This window comes from Curtobacterium sp. MCJR17_020, assembly GCF_003234365.2.
GTDB lineage: Bacteria > Actinomycetota > Actinomycetes > Actinomycetales > Microbacteriaceae > Curtobacterium.
This window is the reverse complement of the sequence record NZ_CP126260.1, coordinates 2796181-2817270: the sequence shown is the minus strand read 5'-3', so window position 1 is coordinate 2817270 and position 21090 is coordinate 2796181. Positions and strand designations below refer to the sequence as shown.

General features: G+C 72.1%; 24 protein-coding genes and 1 riboswitch. Of the genes, 15 read left to right on the top strand and 9 right to left on the bottom strand.

Features of this window, described 5'->3' with window-relative positions:
• Positions 1-51: 51 nt before the first annotated feature.
• The gene (locus tag DEJ14_RS13270; RefSeq protein ID WP_111084330.1) at positions 52-1104 is read right to left on the bottom strand and encodes a Gfo/Idh/MocA family protein; all 1053 of its coding nucleotides are present in this window, start codon (positions 1102-1104) and stop codon (positions 52-54) included.
• Between the two features lie 285 nt (positions 1105-1389).
• Positions 1390-1833 (bottom strand): type II 3-dehydroquinate dehydratase, encoded by a 444-nt coding sequence (gene aroQ / locus DEJ14_RS13265; RefSeq protein ID WP_111084329.1) that lies wholly within the window; start codon positions 1831-1833, stop codon positions 1390-1392.
• 142 nt (positions 1834-1975) lie between these two features.
• On the opposite strand from aroQ, the gene DEJ14_RS13260 reads away from it, so the two are divergent.
• Positions 1976-3646 (top strand): sodium:solute symporter family protein, encoded by a 1671-nt coding sequence (locus DEJ14_RS13260; RefSeq protein WP_111084328.1) that lies wholly within the window; start codon positions 1976-1978, stop codon positions 3644-3646.
• Between the two features lie 22 nt (positions 3647-3668).
• On the top strand, positions 3669-4004 hold the full coding sequence (locus DEJ14_RS13255) for a hypothetical protein (protein WP_111084327.1): 336 nt from the start codon (positions 3669-3671) through the stop codon (positions 4002-4004).
• A 215-nt stretch (positions 4005-4219) separates the two neighbouring features.
• Here the strand turns inward: DEJ14_RS13255 and DEJ14_RS13250 are convergent, their stop codons facing one another.
• Complete coding sequence (locus tag DEJ14_RS13250) at positions 4220-4747, bottom strand: hypothetical protein (protein ID WP_146249688.1); 528 nt, start codon at positions 4745-4747, stop codon at positions 4220-4222.
• Positions 4748-4843: 96 nt separating this feature from the next.
• On the opposite strand from DEJ14_RS13250, the gene DEJ14_RS13245 reads away from it, so the two are divergent.
• The 3 genes from DEJ14_RS13245 to DEJ14_RS13235 are packed head-to-tail and all read left to right on the top strand — an operon-like array spanning position 4844 to position 6796.
• A complete protein-coding gene (locus DEJ14_RS13245) occupies positions 4844-5260 on the top strand; it encodes a VOC family protein (RefSeq protein ID WP_111084325.1) in 417 nt (138 codons plus the stop codon).
• A 49-nt stretch (positions 5261-5309) separates the two neighbouring features.
• A complete protein-coding gene (locus DEJ14_RS13240; RefSeq protein ID WP_111084324.1) occupies positions 5310-5927 on the top strand; it encodes a DNA-3-methyladenine glycosylase I in 618 nt (205 codons plus the stop codon).
• Between the two features lie 50 nt (positions 5928-5977).
• A complete protein-coding gene (locus DEJ14_RS13235; RefSeq protein ID WP_111084323.1) occupies positions 5978-6796 on the top strand; it encodes a DJ-1/PfpI family protein in 819 nt (272 codons plus the stop codon).
• Between the two features lie 65 nt (positions 6797-6861).
• Here the strand turns inward: DEJ14_RS13235 and DEJ14_RS13230 are convergent, their stop codons facing one another.
• Positions 6862-7332: a GNAT family N-acetyltransferase gene (locus tag DEJ14_RS13230; RefSeq protein ID WP_111084322.1), complete on the bottom strand. Its 471-nt coding sequence runs from the start codon at positions 7330-7332 to the stop codon at positions 6862-6864.
• The gene (locus tag DEJ14_RS13225) at positions 7329-8138 is read right to left on the bottom strand and encodes a LysR family transcriptional regulator substrate-binding protein (protein WP_181437423.1); all 810 of its coding nucleotides are present in this window, start codon (positions 8136-8138) and stop codon (positions 7329-7331) included. The genes DEJ14_RS13230 and DEJ14_RS13225 overlap by 4 nt, the downstream gene beginning before the upstream one ends.
• Before the next feature lie 33 nt (positions 8139-8171).
• Here DEJ14_RS13225 and DEJ14_RS13220 point away from each other — a divergent pair, with 33 nt between their 5' ends.
• Positions 8172-8561: a DUF5997 family protein gene (locus DEJ14_RS13220; protein ID WP_111084320.1), complete on the top strand. Its 390-nt coding sequence runs from the start codon at positions 8172-8174 to the stop codon at positions 8559-8561.
• A 38-nt stretch (positions 8562-8599) separates the two neighbouring features.
• Positions 8600-9106 carry a hypothetical protein gene (locus DEJ14_RS13215; protein WP_111084319.1) on the top strand — a complete coding sequence of 169 codons (507 nt, stop codon included), beginning with the start codon at positions 8600-8602 and terminating at the stop codon, positions 9104-9106.
• Between the two features lie 20 nt (positions 9107-9126).
• Here the strand turns inward: DEJ14_RS13215 and DEJ14_RS13210 are convergent, their stop codons facing one another.
• Positions 9127-9567 (bottom strand): phage holin family protein, encoded by a 441-nt coding sequence (locus tag DEJ14_RS13210; protein ID WP_111084318.1) that lies wholly within the window; start codon positions 9565-9567, stop codon positions 9127-9129.
• Between the two features lie 197 nt (positions 9568-9764).
• Positions 9765-11240, bottom strand: a complete 1476-nt coding sequence (locus tag DEJ14_RS13205; protein ID WP_111084317.1) for an MFS transporter — start codon at positions 11238-11240, stop codon at positions 9765-9767.
• A 112-nt stretch (positions 11241-11352) separates the two neighbouring features.
• On the opposite strand from DEJ14_RS13205, the gene DEJ14_RS13200 reads away from it, so the two are divergent.
• Positions 11353-11919: a TetR/AcrR family transcriptional regulator gene (locus DEJ14_RS13200; RefSeq protein WP_111084316.1), complete on the top strand. Its 567-nt coding sequence runs from the start codon at positions 11353-11355 to the stop codon at positions 11917-11919.
• A gap of 9 nt (positions 11920-11928) precedes the next feature.
• Entirely contained in the window at positions 11929-12456 is a 528-nt protein-coding gene (locus DEJ14_RS13195) for an Lrp/AsnC family transcriptional regulator (RefSeq protein WP_111084315.1), read from the top strand.
• 13 nt (positions 12457-12469) lie between these two features.
• Here the strand turns inward: DEJ14_RS13195 and DEJ14_RS13190 are convergent, their stop codons facing one another.
• A complete protein-coding gene (locus tag DEJ14_RS13190) occupies positions 12470-12901 on the bottom strand; it encodes a GNAT family N-acetyltransferase (RefSeq protein ID WP_111084314.1) in 432 nt (143 codons plus the stop codon).
• 111 nt (positions 12902-13012) lie between these two features.
• On the opposite strand from DEJ14_RS13190, the gene DEJ14_RS13185 reads away from it, so the two are divergent.
• The 6 genes from DEJ14_RS13185 to ribH all read left to right on the top strand — a co-directional run bounded on the left by DEJ14_RS13185 (position 13013) and on the right by ribH (position 20754).
• Positions 13013-14320, top strand: coding sequence for a hypothetical protein (locus DEJ14_RS13185; protein WP_111084313.1), 1308 nt, complete (start codon positions 13013-13015; stop codon positions 14318-14320).
• An 88-nt stretch (positions 14321-14408) separates the two neighbouring features.
• Positions 14409-16127, top strand: a complete 1719-nt coding sequence (locus DEJ14_RS13180; protein WP_111084312.1) for a hypothetical protein — start codon at positions 14409-14411, stop codon at positions 16125-16127.
• Between the two features lie 91 nt (positions 16128-16218).
• Positions 16219-18612, top strand: coding sequence for a bifunctional lysylphosphatidylglycerol flippase/synthetase MprF (locus DEJ14_RS13175; RefSeq protein ID WP_146249687.1), 2394 nt, complete (start codon positions 16219-16221; stop codon positions 18610-18612).
• A 68-nt stretch (positions 18613-18680) separates the two neighbouring features.
• Positions 18681-18815: riboswitch (FMN riboswitch) on the top strand.
• Between the two features lie 90 nt (positions 18816-18905).
• Positions 18906-19598 (top strand): riboflavin synthase, encoded by a 693-nt coding sequence (locus tag DEJ14_RS13170; protein WP_111084310.1) that lies wholly within the window; start codon positions 18906-18908, stop codon positions 19596-19598.
• Positions 19598-20278, top strand: coding sequence for a 3,4-dihydroxy-2-butanone-4-phosphate synthase (ribB, locus tag DEJ14_RS13165; protein ID WP_111084309.1), 681 nt, complete (start codon positions 19598-19600; stop codon positions 20276-20278). Before DEJ14_RS13170 ends, ribB begins: the two co-directional genes overlap by 1 nt.
• Complete coding sequence (gene ribH / locus DEJ14_RS13160; RefSeq protein WP_111084308.1) at positions 20275-20754, top strand: 6,7-dimethyl-8-ribityllumazine synthase; 480 nt, start codon at positions 20275-20277, stop codon at positions 20752-20754. Before ribB ends, ribH begins: the two co-directional genes overlap by 4 nt.
• A 99-nt stretch (positions 20755-20853) precedes the next feature.
• On the opposite strand, the gene DEJ14_RS13155 is transcribed toward ribH, so the two are convergent.
• The gene (locus DEJ14_RS13155) at positions 20854-21024 is read right to left on the bottom strand and encodes a hypothetical protein (RefSeq protein ID WP_159574085.1); all 171 of its coding nucleotides are present in this window, start codon (positions 21022-21024) and stop codon (positions 20854-20856) included.
• Positions 21025-21090: the final 66 nt, after the last annotated feature.

Here is a 21090-nt window from a genome sequence, read left to right as displayed (position 1 = left end):
CCAGGTACGCGCGATTCGACCTTGCATCGCAGATGTCGTGGGAAAGAACGCCTACGGAGCGGGGACGGTGACCGTCTCGCCCGCCGCCGCCGACCGGCGCGCCGCGTCGAGCACCTCGACCACGTGCACAGCGTCGTCGACGGGCACCGGCACCGGGCCGAGCCCGCGGACTGCGCGCGCGAACCGCTCGTAGTAGTCCGTGTAGGAGCGCTGCGCCGACGGGACGTCGACCGTGCCGGACTCCGTCGTGAGGGTCCCCGACGAGGGCTCGACTCCCCAGGCCGACCGGTCGTCGGCGGGTGACGCCCCCGCCACCGCTGCCTGCGCCTGCACGTCGGTGCTCGTGGCCTCGTACGTCCCGTCGACACCGTCGAGGCGGAGCTGCCGTGCGCCCAGCCACCCGGCCTTGTTCGACGTCAGGACGGACTCGACGCCGGACACGTGCGTCGCCGCGATCGTGAAGCCGGCGTCGATCGGGCCGTCCTGGTCGCGGCCGAGCGAGCGGGCATCGCGGACGTCGAGCGTGCAGGACACCCGGGCGATCGGTCCGAACAACGACACGGCCTGGTCGACCAGGTGCGATCCGATGTCGGAGAGCACGCCGCCGCCGATCCCCGTCGCGATGCCGTGCCGCTCGACCATGTCGAAGCGGGACCAGAAGCGCAGTGGCGTCCCGACCCGTCCGGCGTCCAGCACGCTCCGGAGGGTGGTGAGGTCGGTGTCCCACCGGCGGTTGTGGAAGGGCGTGATCACGACGTCGGCATCGGCCGCGGCCTGCCGGATCGCGCGCGCGGTGGCCGGGTCCGGAGCGAACGGCTTGTCCGCGACGACGGCGACCCCCGCAGCGATCGCCTGCAGGACGAGTTCGCGCCGGGTGGACGGGGGAGTGGTCACGACGACGGCGTCGACGCCCGCGGCGATCAGGTCACCGAGGGAGTCGTGCACGGTGACGCCGGGCAGGTCGGTCGCGAGCTGCTCGCGCTTGGCGGCCGAACGGGCGACAACGCCGACGAGGTCGACGCCGGTCGCGTCCAGCAGGAACGGGCGGTGGAACGCCCGCCCTCCGATGCCGTAGCCGACGAGTCCGATGCGTACTTTGTCCATACATGCGAACCTAGCGCGTCCAGCCAGCGTTGGGAACGTTCCAACACGGCGGACGGGAGGCCCGTGGCGGCCCCGCCACGGGCCTCCCGTCCGCCTCGTGCGCCCGTGACGGGCGTCAGCCGACGGGCCGTCAGGGCATGAGGCACGCGACGTGCGCGACCGCCGGGTTCCACGACTTGCCGTCCGCGTGACGCCGAGGTTCCACTCCGGGACGGCGGCGGCGCCGAGGTTCCGAGATCTCGGAACCTCGGCGGGGCGAGAACCGCCCGTGCCGCGTGACGGGCGTCAGGCGATGAGGGACGCGACGTGTGCGACCGCCAGGCGGTAGCCGTCGGCGCCCGCGCCGGCGATGACCGCGGTCGCAGCGGTGGCGACGTGGTCGACGTGCCGGAAGGGCTCGCGCTTCCACGTGTTCGACAGGTGCACCTCGACGACGGGGACGGACAGCGCCTCGACAGCGTCGTGCAACGCGACCGAGGTGTGTGCGTAGGCCGCGGGGTTGATCACCACGGCGGCGAAGTCGTCGAGGGCCTCGTGCAGCCACTCGACCAGTTCGCCCTCGCGGTTCGTCTGGCGGAAGTCCGCGTCCAGCCCGTGCACGGCTGACTCGGTGTGCACGATCGCCTCGAGCTCGGCGAGCGTCACGGTGCCGTACTGCTCCGGGTCGCGCCGCCCGAGGATGTCGAGGTTCGGTCCGTTGAGGACGAGGATGCGCGCCTGGTCGGTCATGGGGCGAGCCTAGCGATCGCGGGCCACGGGCCGCCGTCGGCAGACACATGCCTCGGCTATGTGAACGGTCACAATTCGGTGTAACGTCTCCGTCCGGGTCGGCGGAGTTGTCGACTGCAACACACTGACGTGGAGATGTTGAATGGTTCTCGCTGCAGCGAACGAAGGGATCCGGCTCGACTTGGGCTGGGTCGACTACCTGATGATCATCGTGTACTTCGCGGTCGTCATCGGGATCGGGTTCACCGCCCGTAAACAGGTCCGGACGAGCATGGACTTCTTCCTGTCCGGGCGCTCGATGCCGGCGTGGATCACGGGCCTGGCCTTCGTGTCCGCGAACCTCGGTGCGACCGAGATCCTCGGCATGGCCGCCAACGGCGCCCAGATCGGCATGGCGACCCTGCACTACTACCTGGTCGGCGCGGTGCCGGCCATGGTGTTCCTCGGGCTCGTGATGATGCCCTTCTACTACGGCTCCAAGGTCCGGTCGGTGCCGGAGTTCATGCTCCGCCGCTTCGGCAAGGCCCCGCACCTCGTGAACTCGATCGCGTTCGCGGTGTCGAACGTGCTCATCGCGGGCATCAACCTCTACGCCATGGCCATCGTCATCGAGGCGATGCTCGGCTGGCCGGAGTGGCTGGCCATCGTCGTGTCCGCCGGCTTCGTGCTCGTCTACATCACCCTCGGCGGGCTCTCCAGCGCGATCTACAACGAGGTCATGCAGTTCTTCGTGATCATCGCCGGGCTCATCCCGCTGACGATCGTCGGTCTGCACCGCGTCGGCGGCTGGGACGGGCTCAGCAAGGCGATCACCGAGACCCAGGGCGTGCAGCACCTGCAGGCCTGGGCCGGCACCGGCTTCGGTGACGTGACCAACCCGATCGGCGCCAACTGGCTCGCGATCGTGCTCGGCCTGGGCTTCGTCCTCGGCTTCGGCTACTGGACCACCAACTTCACCGAGGTGCAGCGCGCGTTCTCGGCGAAGAACATGTCCGCTGCGCGCCGGACCCCGCTCATCGCCGCGATCCCGAAGCTGTTCATCCCGGCCATCGTCGTGATCCCCGGCCTCATCGCCGCGGCGGTCGTCGGCAACCAGTTCGCCGACGGCTCGCTCACCTACAACGACGCGATCCCGAAGCTCATCCAGATGTACCTGCCGACCGGTGTGCTCGGCGTCGCGGTGACCGGCCTGCTCGCGTCGTTCATGGCCGGCATGGCGGCCAACGTCTCGTCGTTCAACACCGTCTTCACGTACGACATCTGGCAGCGCTACATCAAGCCGAACATGCCGGACATCCACTACCTGAAGACCGGTCGCTGGGTGACCGTCGTCGGCGTCCTGGTCGGCATCGCGACCGCGTTCATCGCGGCCCAGGCGTCGAACATCATGACGTACATGCAGACGCTGTTCTCGTTCTTCAACGCGCCGCTGTTCGCCGTCTTCATCCTCGGCCTGCTCTGGAAGCGGATGACCACGCAGGGCGCGCTCTGGGGCTACGTGCTCGGCATCGTCACGCCGACGATCACCTGGATCGCGTACCTCGTGAACCCGGACCTGTTCGCCACCGCGACCGCCGAGACCCTGTACGGCGCGATCATCTCGTTCGTGACCGTCCTGATCGTCGGGTTCGTCGTCTCGATGTTCACCACGCCCAAGGACGAGAAGGAGCTCGGCGGTCTGGTCTACGGCATCGGCAAGATCGACCTGCACGGCGACTCCGTGGCGACCGACACCGCCTGGTACCGCTCGCCCGCACTGCTCGGCACCGTCGCACTGATCCTGTGCGTCGTCCTGTACCTGCCGTTCCTCTGATCCGCGAAGGAGATCACCGACCATGAGTGACACCACCACCCCCGGCGCGCTGACCGAGGAGCAGAAGGCCGCCCTCGTCCGCTCGACCCGTCGTCTCGACCTGCGCCGCATCCTCGGCGGCCTGTTCGTGCTCTACGGCGTCATCGTGACGATCGTCGGCATCGTCCACTGGGACACCGACCCCGAGAAGACCGGCGGCATCCACATCAACCTGTGGGTCGGACTGTCGATGCTCGTCGGCGGCCTGCTGTTCTTCCTCTGGGACCGCCTGAACCCGGTGCCGGCCGAGGACATCATCGGCCAGGCCGAGGCCGAGGCCGACCAGAAGGCCGCAGGCGAGGGCCGCGCGTCCGCCTGACCTCGGTCGCGCACCGCCGAGCCGACTCGGAACGACGAAGTCGCTGTCGCACGACGGCGGCTTCGTCGTTCCGAGTCGGTGTCCTGGGTTACTTGACGTGGCCCGCGCTGGACTTGTAAAATTGATATGTCGACCGCGTGCTGCTCGGTCGAAAGTGAGCCCCGGAGAATCCTGCAGCCAGCGCGGGACCGGGGTTTTGCGCTGTCCAGGGTCGTTCACCCCACGCGGACAAGAGTGCTGTCGAGCTCGTCGTCGAGGCCCGCCACGTGCGCACCGCAAGCAAGATCAGCCAGTGCGACCAGTGGTTCATCGACCCCGCGGACGTGCTCGTGTCGCACCGGAACGCCGACTCCCCGCCGTCGAAGGGCATCGAGCATCGACCGGTCGCCGTCATCTCGTGCCCTCCCTCGCGATTCGAGGACGAGGAGTGTGACGCCCCGCACCTCGAGCTCCCAGACGAGTCGCTCCAAGCACCGGCGTCGTCGCCGTTCGGCGCGCGCAGCGGCTCCCTCGTAGCGGACGACGACGATCTCGACGGCCCGTCGGAGGAGGTCGAGCCATGAGAGCCGCTGACCAAGGAGGGCTTCGTACCAGTGCAGCTTCCGCATCCGCCTCGGTGTCGCGGCCCGCACGTCCGCACGTGCCGCGTCGCAGGCGGACGCCGTGATGACCACGGCAGCCATGACGTAGGTCGTGTGATCGCGTCCGCCGCCCGGCTCCGATTCATCGACGTACGCCCGCATCCATCCAGCATATTGCGTATCAGTCCGTACCGCGACGGAACGGTTGCGCATCGCCGTGCCACGGGCCAGGTTGAGCGTGACGAAAGGAACCTCCCCATGGACACGATGGTCTTCATCAACCTGCCCGTCACCGACCTCGACCGTTCGAAGGCGTTCTACGAGGCCCTCGGCTACTCGATCAACCCGGTGTTCAGCGACGACACCGCTGCGTGCATCGTGATCAGCGACACGATCTACGTCATGGCGCTCACCCACGCGAAGTTCGCCGACTTCACCGACAAGACGATCGCCGACGCCGGCACCGTCGAGGTGATCAACTCGCTCACCGCCGGGTCGAAGGACGAGGTGCACCGCATCGTCGACGCCGCTGTCGCGGCCGGCGGGAGCGAGGACCGCGCGCCGATGGACCTCGGCTTCATGTTCCAGCGGAGCTTCACCGACCCGGACGGCCACCGGTGGGAGTACGTGTGGATGGACCCGCAGGCCGCCCAGGACGGCCCGCCGGCCGAGTGACCACACGGCCGGCAACGAGGGTGTCGGCGGCGCGCGCCAGGATGGGGGCATGAACACCGAGCCTGCCGCAGCGCCCCACTCCGACCTGGTGATCGGCGACGACGGACTCGCCCGGCCTGTGTGGGCATCGACGGACGAGCTGCTCCGCGACTACTACGACACCGAGTGGGGCATGCCCGTGCGGGACGAGCGCGGCGTGTTCGAGCGGCTGTCACTCGAGGCGTTCCAGTCCGGCCTGTCCTGGCGCACGATCCTGGCGAAGCGTCCGGCGTTCCGTGCGGCGTTCGCGGACTTCGACCCCGACACCGTCGCGGGCTTCGGCGAGGACGACGTCGCTCGGCTGATGGCCGACGCCGGCATCGTCCGGAACCGGGCGAAGATCCTCGCGACCATCACGAACGCGAACGCGACGGTCGCACTGCGGCAGGACGGCGGGCTGTCCGACTTCGTCTGGTCGTTCCGTCCGGCGACGACGCCTGAGCCGGAGTCGTACGCGCAGGTCCCGACGACCTCCGACGAGTCCGTCGCACTGTCGAAGGCACTGCGGAAGCGCGGCTTCGCGTTCGTCGGTCCGACCACGATGCACGCCCTGATGGAGGCGCTCGGCATCGTCGACACGCACCTGCTCGGCAGTCACCGGCGCGGGACCTCGGGCGTCTGGAACTGACCAGGACGCCGACCCCACCGCCCGCGACCGCACCGGGCTAGGGTCGCGGCATGAGCACCGACCAGCCGAACCCGCGCGTGCGTCCTGTCCACCCGGTCGACGCCGACGTCGTCGACGTGCCCGTCGACGTGCCCGCCCCCACGCCGGACTCGGACACGGCCGGGGACTCGGCGACGGAGCCGGACCACGACCCCACCGAGGTCCGGATCGCCTTCCTGCTCTTCCCGGACCTGACGCAGCTCGACTTCACCGGCCCGGCGCAGGTGCTCTCCCGTGTGCCCGGCGCACGCGTCGAGTACGTGGCGGCGACGCTCGACCCGGTGCCGACCGACTGCGGGTTCGCGCTGGTCCCGACGACGACCATCGCCGACGCGGGTCCCGCGGACGTCCTCGTGGTCCCCGGTGGTGACGGTGCCTTCGACGCGATGCTCGACCCCGAGCTCATCGGGTTCGTGCGGCGCGAGGCCGAGCGCGCCACCTGGGTGACCTCGGTCTGCACGGGTGCGTTCGTCCTCGGTGCCGCGGGGCTCCTCGCCGGCAAGCGTGCGACGACCCACTGGGCGTCGAAGCCGATGCTCGAGGCGTTCGGGGCGCAACCGGTCGACGAGCGGATCGTCGACGACGGCGCGGTCGTCACGGCAGCCGGCGTCAGTGCGGGCATCGACATGGCGCTGTGGCTGGCGGCCGAGCTCGCGGGGCGGGCATCGGCCGAGGCGATCCAGTTGCAGATCGAGTACGACCCGCAGCCGCCGTTCGACGCGGGCTCCGCGGAGCGCGCCGACGCCGTCGTGGTCGCCCGTGCACGGGCTGCGGCCGAGGCAGCGCGCGGGGACCGGGTCACCCGCGCAGCGGCTGCCGTCCTGCCGTGACGACACAGCTGCCCTGACGAAGCACCTGCCGCGACGAAGCGGCAGAACCCCCAGCGGCAGAACCCTCAGACCAGCGGCTTCTGCATCTGCGTCGCGGTGACCTCGTACCCGAGCGAGGCGTACAGGTCCTGCGCGCCGGTGTTGTAGCCGAACACGTTGAGCCCGATGCTCGTCGCGCCGTGCTCCGCTGCAGCCCGCTGGCCGAGCTCGAGTGCACGTCGGGCGTGCCCGCGACGACGGTGCGGTTCGTCGATCTCGACGTCGAACACCCACCAGTCGGTCCCGCCCGGAGCGAACGGGCCGATCCAGAGGTACCCGACCGGGGTGTCGTCCTGGTCGAGGACGTCCCACACCAGGTGCCCGTCGGCCGGGGACCCGTCCGGGAACCACTGGTCGAGCGACTTCTGCTTGTTCGCCTCGGCCTGTTCGCGGGTCTCACCCGCCTGCATCCGCGACGCCACGTACTCGGCCATGGTCCGGTCGAGCCAGGCCGGGAGGCGCGTGGCCGGCATCTCCTGCAGGCGCGTGTCCGTCATCGGTTGCCCTTCGAACCCCGGCTCGGCTTGCCGCGCATCTTCCCGCGGCCGGGGGTGGGTCCCTTGCCGGTGTTGGACTTCTTGCCACTGCCGGACTTGCCGCTGCCGGGCGACTTCGCCTTCGCCTTGCCGCCGGCGCCTGCGCCGGCTCCGCCCTTGCCGGACCCGCCCTTGCCCGCTGCGCCCTTGCCCGACCCGTCACCGGCCTTGGAACCGCCGCCTGCCGCACGCAGGGCCGCTTCGACGTCGCGATCGGTGCCGGTCGGCTGGGTCCGCGAACTGTTGGCGGTGCGTCCGCGCACCACGCCGATGAACTCCTCGGTCGTCTCGGTGGCGTCCTCGTCACGCCAGACCAGCGCGATCTGGGTGCCGGAGGCGCCGAAGAGCGGGCGCGCGACGAGGTCCTTGCGGCTCGCCGCGCGGAAGAGCGACTGGGGGAGCACGACGACGCCGACGTTCGCCTCGACCAGGTCGAGCGCGGCGGCGATGTCGGTCGGCACCGGGCCGGCGTCGACGACGTGCACCTCGGCGTCGGCGAGGTCCACCTCGGCCAGGTCGGCGAGGGGGGAGTCCTTCGGCATCGCGACCACGGCGGTCTCGGTCCAGAGGGGGATGGCGTTGTGCTGCTCGGAGACGGGCATGCGTGCGAAGACCATGTCGACCTCGCCGGCGAGCGTGTCGTCGACGTCGTCGGACCCGATCGGCCGCAGCCGCAGCTCGATCGAGGGGTGTCGATCCCGCCAGACACGGGCCCACTTGGCCGGGGAGACCCCGGGCACGAATGCGATGGTGAGTGCCGCGGTCATGCAGACGAGCATAGGGGCCGTACTCTAGGGGGCATGGCGCAGGAACAGACCATGAAGCCCGAAACGGCTGCGAAGAAGCTCGGCATCTTGCTGGCGGCCGCTCCGGAGTCCTTCCAGGGCGCTCCCGTCACACGGACCGCCTTCGACGAGCTCCGGACCGAACCCCCGACGTGGCTCGAGGACCTCCGACGCGACGGCCCGCACCCGCGACCCGTCGTGGCGCAGAAGCTCGGCGTCTCCATCTCGGGCCTGACCCGTGCGGGGATCGACGACGCGCTCACCACGGCGGAGATCAAGACGCTGCTCGAGCAGAAGCCCGAGTGGCTCGTCCGCGAGCGCGAGACGCAGGCCGCCGTGCACGCCGAGAACGCCCGTGTGAAGCAGGAGCGCGCCGCCAAGGCCGCTGCCCGCGCCGAGGACTGACCCGCCCGGCACCGCGCCGCCGCAGCTGAGGACCCGCCGTGCACGAGACCGTCGCCGACGCCATGCTCGTCGTGCCGCAGTTCGCGTCGGTGTGCTGCATCGTCGGTGACCGCTACCGACCGCGGCCCGGCGTGATCGTGCCGGCCGCGGTGATGCTCGTCGCGATGCTCATGCCCGTGGTGCACGCGGGCGCGGTGTGGACGCTGTTCGCCGCGACGCTCCTGCTGTTGCTCGCACCGCTGCCGGTGATGCGTCGTCGCCGTGCCGACGGCCGCCGCGCCGAGCCGATGGACGTGCACCGCGCGCTGTCGGCGGTCGTGATGGCCGGCATGCTCCTGATGGGCCACGCGGCCGGCGTCGCCGAGGGGCACGGCGGGCACGGCATCGCGTTGTCCGCGGTGCTCGGTGCCGGCGTGATCGGCTACTGCGCGTTCAGCGGGTGGCTGCTGCGGCACGAGTGGGCGCAGGAGGACCGTCGGGCAGTGCGCAGCGGCGAGGTCTTCGCGATGACGGTCGCCGTCGTCGGCATGACCCTCGCGATGTAGCGCTGGAGCGCCGTCGGTGCTCAGTCGGTCGTGGCCGACGAGTCGCCCGTGTGCGTGACACGGTCCTTCGCTGCGCGGATGGTGTCCTTCGGCACCGGCGGCACGCCTCGTCGGATGCCACGGAGTCCGACCACGAACAGGATCGCGGTGACGACGGCGAACACGACGAACGTGATCCCCGTCGCAGCCCAGATCGGCAGTGCCAGGGCCAGGAGCGCCACCACGAGGCCGGCCAGCAGCACGAGCGTGGTCAACGCGAAGGCCACCGCGGCGCCGGTGAGCACCAGCCCGGTCTTCGCGCCGTTCGCGCGCTCGCTGATCTCCCGCCGAGCCGAGGCCACCTCGTCACGGACGGCGCGCAGCACGGGTTCCAGCGCCTTCTGCACCAGGCCGGCGGTGACGGTGTCGCGGAAGGACGGCTTGCTGCTGGTCGTGGTGTCGTCGTGGTCCGTGGTGCTCATGGGTCTCCTGTCCGGGGCACGGTGATCGCGTCCACCTGCTGTGACGCATCCGGTCCGATGATCGTCACGCCGGCGGCGGCGTGCTCGGTCGCTTCCCAGCTTGCGGAGCCGCCGGTGGCGGTGGGCGCGACCGCCGGGAGGCCCGCCCCGCGTCGACGACGCAGGACGGGCCTCCCGGGGTGGTCGGGTCGAGGGCCCTACTCGGCGATCTCCTCGAGGTCGTCGATGCCACGGGCCGCCGCCGCTGCGCGGCGCGCGCGCATCGACGGGGCCGCGAGCGCGGCGAGGACGGCGAGGACCGCGACACCGGTGCACGCCCAGAACCCGATGGTGAAGGCGTCGTCGGTCGGCAGACCCTGCGGGGTGCTGTGCGAGGTGATGAGCGCCGCGATGACCGCGGTGCCGACGCTCGAGCCGATCGTGCGGACGACGGTGTTGGCGCTGATGGCCTCGCCGGTCTGGTTCGCGGGGACGCTCTCGATGATGGCGTTCGAGCACGCGGCGAGGGCCAGGCCGATGCCGATGCCGGTCAGGATGCCGGAGACGACGACCTGCCAGAGCTCGCCGTGCGCGATCGCGGGCAGCAGGAACGCGGCGACGATGGCGATCCCGCCGAGCAGCATGGGCGGCTTCGGACCGACCTTGCGGACGAGGATGCCGGCGATCGGCCCGGCGACGATCATCATCAGGACGGTCGGCAACAGGAAGAGACCGGCCTGGGTGACGTCCTTGCCGAAGCCGTAGCCGAGTGCGCTCGGCAGCTGCAGCAGGGTCGGCACGAGCACGAAGGTGCCGAACATCGCGAAGCCGAAGACGAGCGCGACGACGTGGGCCGTCCAGACGCCGCGGACGGCGAACAGGCGGACGTCGATGAGCGGTTCGGCGACGCGGAGCTCGACCAGGACGAACGCGACCAGTGCCACGGCGCCGAGGACCAGCAGGCCGATGGTCTTGCCGTCGCCCCAGCCCCAGGTCTCGCCCTCGCTGACCGCGAGCAGGATCGACACGAGCGAGACGGCGAGGACGAAGGTGCCGACCATGTCGAGGCGGCCGGGCTTGCGCACCGGCGACTCCGGCATGCCGAAGATCGCGCCGAGCAGGGCGATGACGACGAGCACGGCGGGCAGCCAGAACAGCCAGTGCCACGACAGGTGCTCGACGATCGGTCCGGCGGCGACGATGCCGACGCCGGCGCCGATGCCGAAGATCGCGGAGAGCAGACCGATCGTGACGCTGACCTTCTCCTTCGGTAGCTCGTCGCGGACGATGCCGATCGACAGTGGCATCACCGCGCCGGCGGCGCCCTGCAGGGCCCGACCGACGATGAGGACGCCGAGGTTCGGTGCCAGCGCGGCGAGCACGGCGCCGACGAGCAGGATCGACAGCACGACGATCAGGACCTTGCGCTTGCCGATCATGTCGCCGAGGCGGCCGAGGATCGGCGTGAGCACCGACGCGGAGAGCAGGTAGGCGGTGAGCACCCAGCTCGTCGCGCTCGTCGAGGCGCCGAGGTCCTGTCCGATGGTCGACAGCGCCGGGGCGACGAGCGACTGCAGGACCGCGAACGACAGACCGCCGAGGGACAGGTAGACGATGATCGCCGTGCTGTTCGGCCGGTGCCCGGCGGTGGTGGGGTGCGAGCCCGTGCGGGGACTCTGCATGGTGTCGGTCATCGTGCTCCGTGTCTCGGGTGATGTAAACATTTGCTGACTTGACGAGAGTACGCAGTTCTCACGCGATGTCAACACTTGCTTACATCCCGGGTCGGGCCGATACGCTTCGACCATGAGCAAGGACGCCGCCGCCACCCGACTGCTGCTCGTACGGGCGGCGCGGCACCGGTTCGCGTTCGACGGGTTCAAGGCGACGACGGTGCGGGACATCGCCGCCGACGCCGGGGTCAACGTCGCGCTGATCAACCGCTACTTCGGGTCGAAGGAGGGGCTGTTCCGAGCCTGTCTCGACCGGGTGGTGCAGGACCTCGGGGTCGAGCAGCCCGTCGAGCGCGGCCTCGAGCGCGCACTGGCCGGACTGGTCTCGCACGTGGTCCGTACGCCGACCGACGACGACTCCCTCCAGCTCATGCTGCTGCTCCGGTCCTCCGGCGACGACGGTGCCGACGCCATCCGTCGCGAGACCCTGCGCCGGTACGCGGAGCGTCTCGCCACGGCCGTCGGGGGCGAGGTCACCGACGAACTGCTCGTCCGGGCCGAGATCGCGCTGTCGGTGGTGCTCGGAATGACGATGCTCCGGCGGTCCACCGCGGTGGAGCCGCTCGCGTCGGCCGACGACGACGTGGTGGCGGGGGCGCTCGACGACGCGCTCCGCGCCCTGCTCGCACCGTCGCGGTAGCGTCGAGCCGTGTCCGACCGACCAGCTCGCCGTCCCGACCCCGTCCCGCGCCTCGACGAGGTCGACGAGCGCATCCTCTGGACCCTGGCCGGCGACGCCCGGATCCCGAACAACCGCCTCGCGGCCGCCGTGGGCATCGCGCCGTCGACGTGCCTGACCCGGGTCCGGGCCCTCGAGGACGCCGGGGTGATCCGCGGCTACCGGGCCGAGGTCGACATCGCGCGACTCGGCTTCTCGATCGAGGCGATGGTCTCCGTCCGGGTCCACGCCGCGGCCCGCCACGAACTCCGCGACTTCGCGAAGCGACTGCTCCGGGTGCCCGTCGTGCAGGACGTCTCGTTCCTGGCCGGCGACAAGGACTTCCTCGTGCACATCGCGTGCGAGTCGACCGAGCAGCTGCGGGACTTCGTCGCCGACGAGCTCAGCGGCGACCCGTCGGTGGCGACGACCCAGACGAACATCGTGTTCGAGCGGCTCGTCGCCGACCGGTCCACGCAGGGCCGCTCCTTCGACGAACTCCGCCGCTGGCGCGCCTGACGCGCCGGTTCGCTCAGCGCTGCCGGGTCATCGGGACGTGCGGGATCCGGTCCTCGAGGTACTCGTCGCCGGAGCGCACGAACCCGAAGCGGGCGTACCACTGCTCGAGGTGCGACTGGGCGCCGAGGGCGATGCTCGCGGAGCGGGACTCGGCGATCGCGGCCTCGATCAGCTGCCCCGACAGGCCCTGTCCGCGGGCGTGCGCCGCCGTGACGACCCGGCCGATGCGTTCGGTGCCATCGGGTTCGCGCAGGAGCCGGAGTGTGGCGTCCACCGAGCCCTGGCCCGCCCAGAACTGCACGGTGCCGGGCTCGAGGTCACGCCCGTCGATGTCGCCGTACGCGGCCCCCTGCTCGACGACGAAGACGTCCTGTCGCAGGCGGAGGATCTCGTGCAGCGTGACGATGTCCAGGTTGCGGGTCGGGGCGGAGAAGATCGAGACCACGGACGGCCTTTCCTGAGAATTTCTTCCAGAACGGGGTGCGTTCCGGAACGGACCGGCGTACATTGCCGGTCAACCACTCTACGTGCGCAGCCGAGTTCAGGAGGTGAGCGCATGGACACGACGTCGCGCGCACGACGGCTCGCGGTGCTCCGGATCGCCCTGCTGGGCGTCGGGACCCTCGCTGCCCTCGTGCTGCTGTCCCTGGCGTTCGGGGCCCGTCCGGCCTCGGCTGCCGAGGCAGCGTCCACTCCGCCCGCCCAGACGCAGCAGCGCGGGCTCGTCAGTGGTGTGGTCGACGGCCTCGGCGAGACCGTGCACGACGTGTCCGGCGGTGTCGGACAGGTCGTCGGCGGCGTCGTGGACCCGGTCCGTGCGGCGGTCGTACCCGCGCCGAAGCCCGCTCCGGCACCGGCAGCCCCGAAGTCGGCCCCGGCACCCCCATCGGCCCCGGCGCCCGCGCCGGCTCCCGTCGCCCCCGCCCCCGCAACTCCGGCTCCCACAGCTCCGACCCCTGCCGCTCTGGCGACCGCGCCCGCGGTGCCGGCCACGACCGCCCCTGCGGCCGAGCCGGCCACGCACCCGGTGCAGGGCGTCGTCGAGCACGTGGGCACCGCCTCCCGGCCCGTCACCGACACCGTCGCGACGGTGCTGCGTCCCGTCTCCGGGACCGTGCGGACGGTCACCGACGCGCGACCGGTGACCACGGTCGTCGACACGCTCGACCACGTGGTCAGCGGCGTCCCGGTGGTCGGCCCCGTCGTCGGCGGCGACACCCTCGGCACGGTCACCGCTCCGGTCACCGGCCTGGTCGACGACACCCTCGGCGGTGTCGGCACGATCGTCGGACAGGTCCCCGACGTCGTCGCAGGCGTGGTCCCGTCGTTCGGTGGCGTCCTGCCAGGAGGCACGGATCCCGTCATCGACGTCCCCGCCCCTCCGCTCGTCGTCGGCACCACCCCGTCCGGCGTGCCCGGCTCGGCTGTCCCGTCCGCGCGACCGCCGCAGGCTGCCGCCCCGGCGACGACCCCGTCCGCGACCACGGTCGCGTCGACGGGCGCGGGTACGGGCGTGACGCCCGCCCCCGACGCCGAGCGCCGGTCGAGTGTGACCGCGCCGTCCACCTTCGTGACCGGACCGCTCGTCGGCCCCGTCGCTGGTGCCGTGCAGGACGCGACCCTCGGCGGCACCGCCCTGCTCGTCCCCGAGCCGGGCGACGGCCACGGAGTGCCGTCCGACGGCCAAGGCGGCGCGGGCGTCCTCGGTGGCAGTGCCACCTCGACTCCCGGCGGCGTCGCAGCCGTCGGCATCGTCGGCTCGACCGACGACGTCGTCTCCCTCGCCGCGGGGTCTCGCGGCACGCCCGCCGACGATGCGGTCCCCGCATCGGTCGTCGGCGAGCACGACGTCGCCCCTGACTGAGATCGGTGCGCCTGTCCGGCACGGCAGGCACGCACGCACACCGACCGCGACCGCGGTCGGCCAACGATCTCGATCAGGGAGTACGACCATGAACAAGTACGTCTCGAGAGGGCTCTGGTTCGCCCTCTTCGTCGGCGGCCTCACGCTCGGAGGGGCTGCAGCGGCGAACGCTGCCACGACCTCCGGAGCGGACGGCGCCGTGTCCGGAACCCAGGTGGTTCCGTCGGTGGACGCTCCGGTGTCCCTCACCGGCAACGCCCTCGGGGTGCTCGGCGACGCGGTGTCGTCGGTGACCTCGCCCGCCGCGGCTCCTGCGGCCCCAGCGGCCGCTTCTGCACCGGCTCCGGCTCCTGCCCCGGCGCCGACGACCTCGGGTGCCGACGGCACGGCCTCCGGCACCCAGGTGGCGCCGGCCGTGACCGCCCCGGTCTCCGTCGGTGGCAACGCCGTCGCCGTCGGTGGTGACGCGGTGTCGACCCCGGCTGCTGCTCCGGCTCCGGCCCCCGCCGCTGCTCCGGCGGCCGCTCCGACCACGTCCGGTTCGGACGGCACCGGCTCGGGGACCCAGGTCGCCAGCGACGTGACCGTGCCCGTCACGATCGGTGGCAACGCGGTCGCCGTCGGTGGTGACGCGGCGTCGACCTCGACGCCGCCCATCCCGGCGGCATCCACTCCGGCGGCACCGGCCGAGCCCGCTGCTCCGGCACCGGTCACCTCGGGCGAGGACGGCACGGTTTCGGGGACCCAGGTCGCCCCGGTCGTGTCGGTCCCGGTGACGGTGTCCGGCAACGGCATCGGGGTCCTCGGGGACGGCACCGCTGCGGGGTCCGGCACGGCGGCGACGCCGACACCGGCCGCTCCGGCCACGACCACGCCGAGCACGTCCGGCGACGACGGGCTGCTCTCCGGCACGCAGGTCGGCGGACTGGTCGACGTCCCGGTCACGATCGGCGGCAACGGCATCGGGCTGCTCGGTGACGGCACCTCGGCGGGCACGACGCCCGCTGCGGGGACCGGCACCGCTGCCGGTCCGGCTCCGGCTGCCGGTGGCACGACGGACGGGGCGGACGGCACCGCCTCGGGCACCCAGGTGGCCCCGGTGGTCGCGGTCCCGATCACGATCAGCGGGAACGGCATCGGCGTCGTCGGCGACGGCACCAGCACCGGCGGGGCGACCCCGGCGGGCACCACCGTGGGCAGCACGACCCCGTCGGCCGGGGATGCGACCTCCGGTGACGGCGGCCTGCTCTCCGGCACCCAGGTGGTCCCGGTGATCAGCCTGCCGATCACCATCGGTGGGAACGGCATCGGCGTCGTCGGTGACGGGACCGCCACCACGCCGGGCACCGGCACGACGCCCGACCCCGGCACGGACCCGGGCACCGACCCCGGCACGGACCCGGGCACGACCCCGGGCGACGGCACTGACCCCGGTACGGACCCGGGCACCGATCCCGGTACGGACCCGGGCACGACGCCCGGTGACGGGACGGACGACGGCGACGTCACCGTGCCCGGAACCGTGACCACCCCGGTCGGTGCCACCGGCTCGGACGGGCCGACCCGGGCCTCCAGGACGGGTGTGGTGACCACCACGGCCGGCGCGACCAGCGGGATCCCGGCCGTCGCTCGGACGGTGGCCGACACGGTCGGCGCCGCCGGTGACGGCGCGACGGCGCTCGCCTACACGGGAGCGGCCTCGCCGGTCGTCCCCGTCGGGTTCGCGCTCCTGCTGCTGCTCGCCGGGGCGGGCACGCTCGTGCTCCGTCACCGGCACTCGGCGGTCGGCACCGACGGGCCGCGCTGACAGCAGGTGACCGAGGGGCGTCGCACCGCCGGCGCCCCTCGTCACCGTGCCCGGAGTTGTCCGAACGGCCGGCCGGCACCACCATGAGGGGGTGCGCTCCGCCCTCGTCCGGCATCCGGTGACGGCCGCCATCACGTTCCTCGTGGTCGCGACCGCGGTCTTCGGCATCGTCGTCCGGGTGCTGCACGGTGCCGACCCGGCCTCGTACGGGCCCTTCCGGATCTTCGCGGCGTCCACCGGCGCGGTCGCGTTGCTCACCACGATCGCCGGCGTCGTCGTCCTCGTCGGTGCCGCCGAGCGGCTGATGGGGTCGTGGCGGACCGCCCTGGCGTTCGTCGTCACCACGGTCGTCGGCACCGCGGCCGGCGCGCTCACCGCGTTCGTCGACACGGACGGCCGCGATGTCACCGGTCTGCTGCTCGGGCGCGCGACGGCCTTCGACCCCTGGACCGCGATCGTCGGGACGATCGTCACCGCGAGTGCGTTCGCCGGACCGCTCTGGCGACGGCGCATCCGGGTGAACGCGCTCGCCGTCGTGGCCGCGCTCCTGCTCTACGCCGGACACGCCTCCGACCTGTACGCGGTGCTCGCTGCCGGGACGGGATGGGTGCTCGGTGAGCTGCTCCGTCGCACCCCGGAGCGCGGCGGATGGGTGCGCAGCTCGCACCGCGAGACCCGGGTGCTGCTCGGGACGGTCGTGCTGGTGTCGGCGATCGGCCCCGTGGTGGCGCTCGTCTCCCGCGCACGGATCGGACTGCTCGCGCCGATCGCCGCGGTGCTCGGCACCGGTCCCGTCACCCCCGTGAGCGGCTGCGGCACCGACGGGGCCGCTGGGCAGTGCCTCCGCGCGCTGCTGGCGTACCGCGCGACCGACCCGTGGACGCTGCTGCTCGCGATCGCGCCGCTGCTCGTCCTCGTGGTGGGCGGCCTCGGGCTCTTCCGGGGCAGCCGGTTCGCCGTCTGGCTCGTGGTGGCGGTCGACGTGGTGACGGCGGTCGCGGCCGCCGTGACCTACGGGGTGCTGCCGGCGCGGGCCGGCGGGCTGCAGGGCACCGCCGACGAGTTCGTCACGGCGCTGTCGGTCGGTGCGTCGATCGTGGTGCCGCTCGCGACCGCGGCCGTCCTCGTGCTCCGGCGCCGGTCGTTCACGGTGCTGCCCTCACGGCGGCGTGTGGTCGCCTTCGCGGTGACCGTCGTCGCTGCGGTCGCCGTCGTGGTCGGCACCGTCGCGGTGTTCGCGGCGTCGGCCCCGGAGCACGTCGAGGACCCGCTCCGGCTCGCCGTCGCCGCCCTCGGCCCCCTCTCGCCCCTGACCTTCTGGGAGCAACTGCCCTCGCTCGGCACGGCGCTCCGCATCGTGATCGGACTCGCCGGACCCGTGCTCTGGTTCGTCGTCGCGCTCGCCGCGGTCCGGCCCACCGGCGCAGTGGAACCCGACACCGACGCGGACGGCTCCCGGTCCGACCGCGAACGGGCCCGGGCGCTGGTGCTCGCCGGCGGCGGCGACACCTTCGGGTGGATGACGACCTGGCGTGGCAACGCCTACTGGTTCGCGGCCGACGGGCGCGCCGGGGTGGCGTTCCGGCGCAACGGTGGCGTGGCCGTCACCGTGGGTGGCCCGTTCGGCTACCCGGACGCCCGCGCCGCCGCGATGACGGACTTCGCCCGGTACTGCGATGACAACGGGTGGACGACGGTCTTCTACGGCATCGACGCCGGGACGGCCGAGCTGCTCACGACGCAGGGGTGGTCGACGTTGCCGGTGGCCGAGGACGCCGACCTCGACCCGCGCACGTGGACGACGACGGGCAAGCGCAAGCAGGACGTCCGCACCGCCGTGAACCGGGCCCGCCGCGAGGGCATCACCGCCACCTGGTCGTCCTGGCAGGACCTGCCGCCGTCGACGGCACGGCAGATCGAGGCGATCTCGGAGGAGTGGGTCTCCGAGCGCGAGCTCCCCGAGATGGGCTTCACGCTCGGCGGGGTGGACGAGATGCGCGACCCCGCCGTCCGGACGCTCGTCGCGCAGGACGCCACCGGGCGGGTGCTCGCCGTGACGAGCTGGTTGCCGAGCCACCGCGAGGGGCGGGTCGTCGGCTGGACCCTCGACGTGATGCGCCGGACCGAGGCCGCGCCGAACGGCGTGATGGAGTTCCTCGTCGCGAGCGCGGCCGAACGGATGCGCGACGACGGCGTCGAACGACTCAGCCTGTCGGCGGCACCGCTCGCGCAGGCGGGCGAGAACGCGGCACCGAGCGACGGGGTGCAGAGCCTGCTCGAGCTCGTCGGGGGAGTCCTCGAACCGGTCTACGGCTTCCGGTCGCTGCTCCGGTTCAAGCAGAAGTTCGGCCCCGACCTGCACCCGCTCGTCCTCGCCTACCCCGACCCGGTCGCGCTGCCGTCGATCGGCCTCGCGGTCGTCCGGGCGTACCTGCCGGACCTGTCGCTGCGGCAGGCGGTCGCGCTCGCCCGCGGACGCGGCTGACCGCGCGTTACACGGTGCGTCCCGGCCCGACGCGTCGGTCACCGGTCTGGGGTATCGTTCCGACTACGCAAGCGCTCCGGGGTCGGTGCAATTCCGAACCGGTGGTGACAGTCCACGAACTGATGACGGGTGCGAACCCGGCAGAGGTTGACTCGGTGAAACTCCGGGACCGACGGTGAGAGTCCGGATGGGAGGCGCGCTGGCGGACGAGACGACCCATCCTGCGTGGGACGACCCGTCCGTCGATGCCGACGATCGTCGAACACCCCCGGAGTCCCGTTGAGAGGACACCAGTGTTCACCGGCATCATCGAGGAACTCGGCACCGTCACCGCCGTCGAGCAGCACGGCGACTCCGTCGCGCTCACCGTCCGTGGGCCGATCGTGGTCGCGGACGCCAGCCACGGCGACTCCATCGCCACCAGCGGCGTCTGCCTCACCGTGGTCGAGCAGACCCCCGACTCCTTCACCGCCTTCGTCATGAAGCAGACCCTCGACATGAGCGCGCACGGAGCGTTGCGGGTGGGCGACCGCCTGAACCTCGAGCGCGCGGCGTCGGTCGGCGACCGGCTCGGCGGCCACATCGTTCAGGGCCACATCGACGGCACCGCCACCCTGCTCGAGACGGCCGACGGCGACGGCTGGCGCCGGGTGCGCTTCTCGCTCGCGCCGGCACTCAGCCCGCTCGTCGTCGACAAGGGGTCGATCGCGCTCGACGGCGTCTCGCTCACCGTCAGCGCCGTCTCGCCCGAGGACACCGCGCCGGACGCCGCCTGGTTCGAGGTCAGCCTCATCCCGGAGACGCTCGAGGCGACGACCCTCGGCCTGCGCGTGCCGGGGGACCGGGTGAACGTCGAGACCGACGTGCTCGCGCGGCACGTGCGCCGGATGCTGCGGCTCGACGCCGCGGTCGGTTCGCTCGACGCCGCGGCCGGTTCGCTCGAGACCGTCGGACCGCTCGAGACCGTCGGAACGGAGGCCCGGTGATGGTCACCTCGGTCCCGCAGACGCTCGGCTCGTCGAGCATCGAACTCGCGATCGCGTCGGTCGCGGCCGGCCGCCCGGTGATCGTCGTCGACGACGAGGACCGCGAGAACGAGGGCGACGTCATCCTGTCCGCCGAGCTCGCGACGCCGGAGTGGATCGCCTGGACCGTGGCGCACTCGTCGGGGTTCATCTGCGCGCCCGTGAGCGTCGAGATCGCCGACGCACTCGACCTGCCGCCGATGGTCCAGCACAACGAGGACGTCCGCGGCACCGCGTACACCGTCACGGTCGACGCAGCCGTCGGGGTCACCACGGGCATCAGCGCCCACGACCGTGCACGCACGCTGCGGGTCCTCGCCGACCCGAGCTCCGTGCGCGACGACCTGCACCGCCCCGGCCACGTCGTCCCCCTGCGGGCACGACCGGGCGGGGTCCGCGAGCGTGCGGGACACACCGAAGCCGCGATCGAGCTCGTCACCGCAGCCGGGCTCCGGCCCGCCGCGGCGATCTGCGAGATCGTCGACGAGGACGGCAGCATGATGCGGCTGCCGGCGCTCGTCGCACTCGGGGCGCGCGAGGGCGTGCCCGTCATCACCATCGCCGCGCTCGTCGAGTGGCTGGACGCGGCAGACCGGACGGCGGCAGCAGCTGCCCTGTCCACGGAAGGAACAGCACGATGAGCGGAGCAGGCGCGGCGGACCGCGACCACGTCGACGGCACCGGGATCCGGGTGGCCATCGTCGCCGGACAGTGGCACGACACGATCGCGGCGGGCCTCCTCGCCGGGGCGCAGCGCGAGGTCGAACGGCTCGGCGCCACCGCGTCGGTGTTCCCGGTCCCGGGGAGCTTCGAGCTGCCCGTCGTCGCGAAGACCGCCCTCGAGGCAGGGTTCGACGCCGCGGTCGCGCTCGGTGTGATCATCCGGGGCGGCACCCCGCACTTCGAGTACGTGTCCGACGCCGCCACGAGTGGGCTCAGCCGCGTGGCGATCGACACCGGCAAGCCCGTCGGGTTCGGCGTGCTCACCCTGGACGACGAGCAGCAGGGCATCGACCGGGCCGGGCTGCCCGGCTCGAAGGAGGACAAGGGCGCCGAGGCCGTGCACGCCGCGGTGGCCACCGCGGTGACGCTGCGCTCGCTGCGCGTCCTCGCGTAACGAGCGCCCGCGCCCGCGGCGCTCGTTCCCGACACGGTGGCCGCACGCAGAACAGCCCCGCACCTCGAGAGGTGCGGGGCCGTTCTGCGTGCGGAGTGGTTACCGCTTGCCGAACACGTGGATCGGCAGGAAGAAGGAGAGGGTCATCAGGATCAGACCGCCCATGAAGATGAACGCCTGGCCCGAGTCGACCTGGAACGCGAACCCGAACAGGTACATCGACACCAGCAGCAGCAGGATCGAGAAAACAGCGGCGATGACGCGGCCCACGGGATACCTCCGGGTGTCGACGAGTGGAACGTCGCCAAGTCTATCCCCAGGAACGGGGATGGTCGT

What these genes read in the sequence shown, in the direction of transcription:
- DEJ14_RS13270 (WP_111084330.1), bottom strand. Translation starts at nt 1,104, where the DNA reads ATGGACAAAGTACGCATCGGACTCGTCGGCTACGGCATCGGAGGGCGG.
- aroQ (WP_111084329.1), bottom strand. Translation starts at nt 1,833, where the DNA reads ATGACCGACCAGGCGCGCATCCTCGTCCTCAACGGACCGAACCTCGAC.
- DEJ14_RS13260 (WP_111084328.1), top strand. Translation starts at nt 1,976, where the DNA reads ATGGTTCTCGCTGCAGCGAACGAAGGGATCCGGCTCGACTTGGGCTGG.
- DEJ14_RS13255 (WP_111084327.1), top strand. Translation starts at nt 3,669, where the DNA reads ATGAGTGACACCACCACCCCCGGCGCGCTGACCGAGGAGCAGAAGGCC.
- DEJ14_RS13250 (WP_146249688.1), bottom strand. Translation starts at nt 4,747, where the DNA reads ATGCGGGCGTACGTCGATGAATCGGAGCCGGGCGGCGGACGCGATCAC.
- DEJ14_RS13245 (WP_111084325.1), top strand. Translation starts at nt 4,844, where the DNA reads ATGGACACGATGGTCTTCATCAACCTGCCCGTCACCGACCTCGACCGT.
- DEJ14_RS13240 (WP_111084324.1), top strand. Translation starts at nt 5,310, where the DNA reads ATGAACACCGAGCCTGCCGCAGCGCCCCACTCCGACCTGGTGATCGGC.
- DEJ14_RS13235 (WP_111084323.1), top strand. Translation starts at nt 5,978, where the DNA reads ATGAGCACCGACCAGCCGAACCCGCGCGTGCGTCCTGTCCACCCGGTC.
- DEJ14_RS13230 (WP_111084322.1), bottom strand. Translation starts at nt 7,332, where the DNA reads ATGACGGACACGCGCCTGCAGGAGATGCCGGCCACGCGCCTCCCGGCC.
- DEJ14_RS13225 (WP_181437423.1), bottom strand. Translation starts at nt 8,138, where the DNA reads ATGACCGCGGCACTCACCATCGCATTCGTGCCCGGGGTCTCCCCGGCC.
- DEJ14_RS13220 (WP_111084320.1), top strand. Translation starts at nt 8,172, where the DNA reads ATGGCGCAGGAACAGACCATGAAGCCCGAAACGGCTGCGAAGAAGCTC.
- DEJ14_RS13210 (WP_111084318.1), bottom strand. Translation starts at nt 9,567, where the DNA reads ATGAGCACCACGGACCACGACGACACCACGACCAGCAGCAAGCCGTCC.
- DEJ14_RS13205 (WP_111084317.1), bottom strand. Translation starts at nt 11,240, where the DNA reads ATGACCGACACCATGCAGAGTCCCCGCACGGGCTCGCACCCCACCACC.
- DEJ14_RS13200 (WP_111084316.1), top strand. Translation starts at nt 11,353, where the DNA reads ATGAGCAAGGACGCCGCCGCCACCCGACTGCTGCTCGTACGGGCGGCG.
- DEJ14_RS13185 (WP_111084313.1), top strand. Translation starts at nt 13,013, where the DNA reads ATGGACACGACGTCGCGCGCACGACGGCTCGCGGTGCTCCGGATCGCC.
- DEJ14_RS13180 (WP_111084312.1), top strand. Translation starts at nt 14,409, where the DNA reads ATGAACAAGTACGTCTCGAGAGGGCTCTGGTTCGCCCTCTTCGTCGGC.
- ribB (WP_111084309.1), top strand. Translation starts at nt 19,598, where the DNA reads ATGGTCACCTCGGTCCCGCAGACGCTCGGCTCGTCGAGCATCGAACTC.
- ribH (WP_111084308.1), top strand. Translation starts at nt 20,275, where the DNA reads ATGAGCGGAGCAGGCGCGGCGGACCGCGACCACGTCGACGGCACCGGG.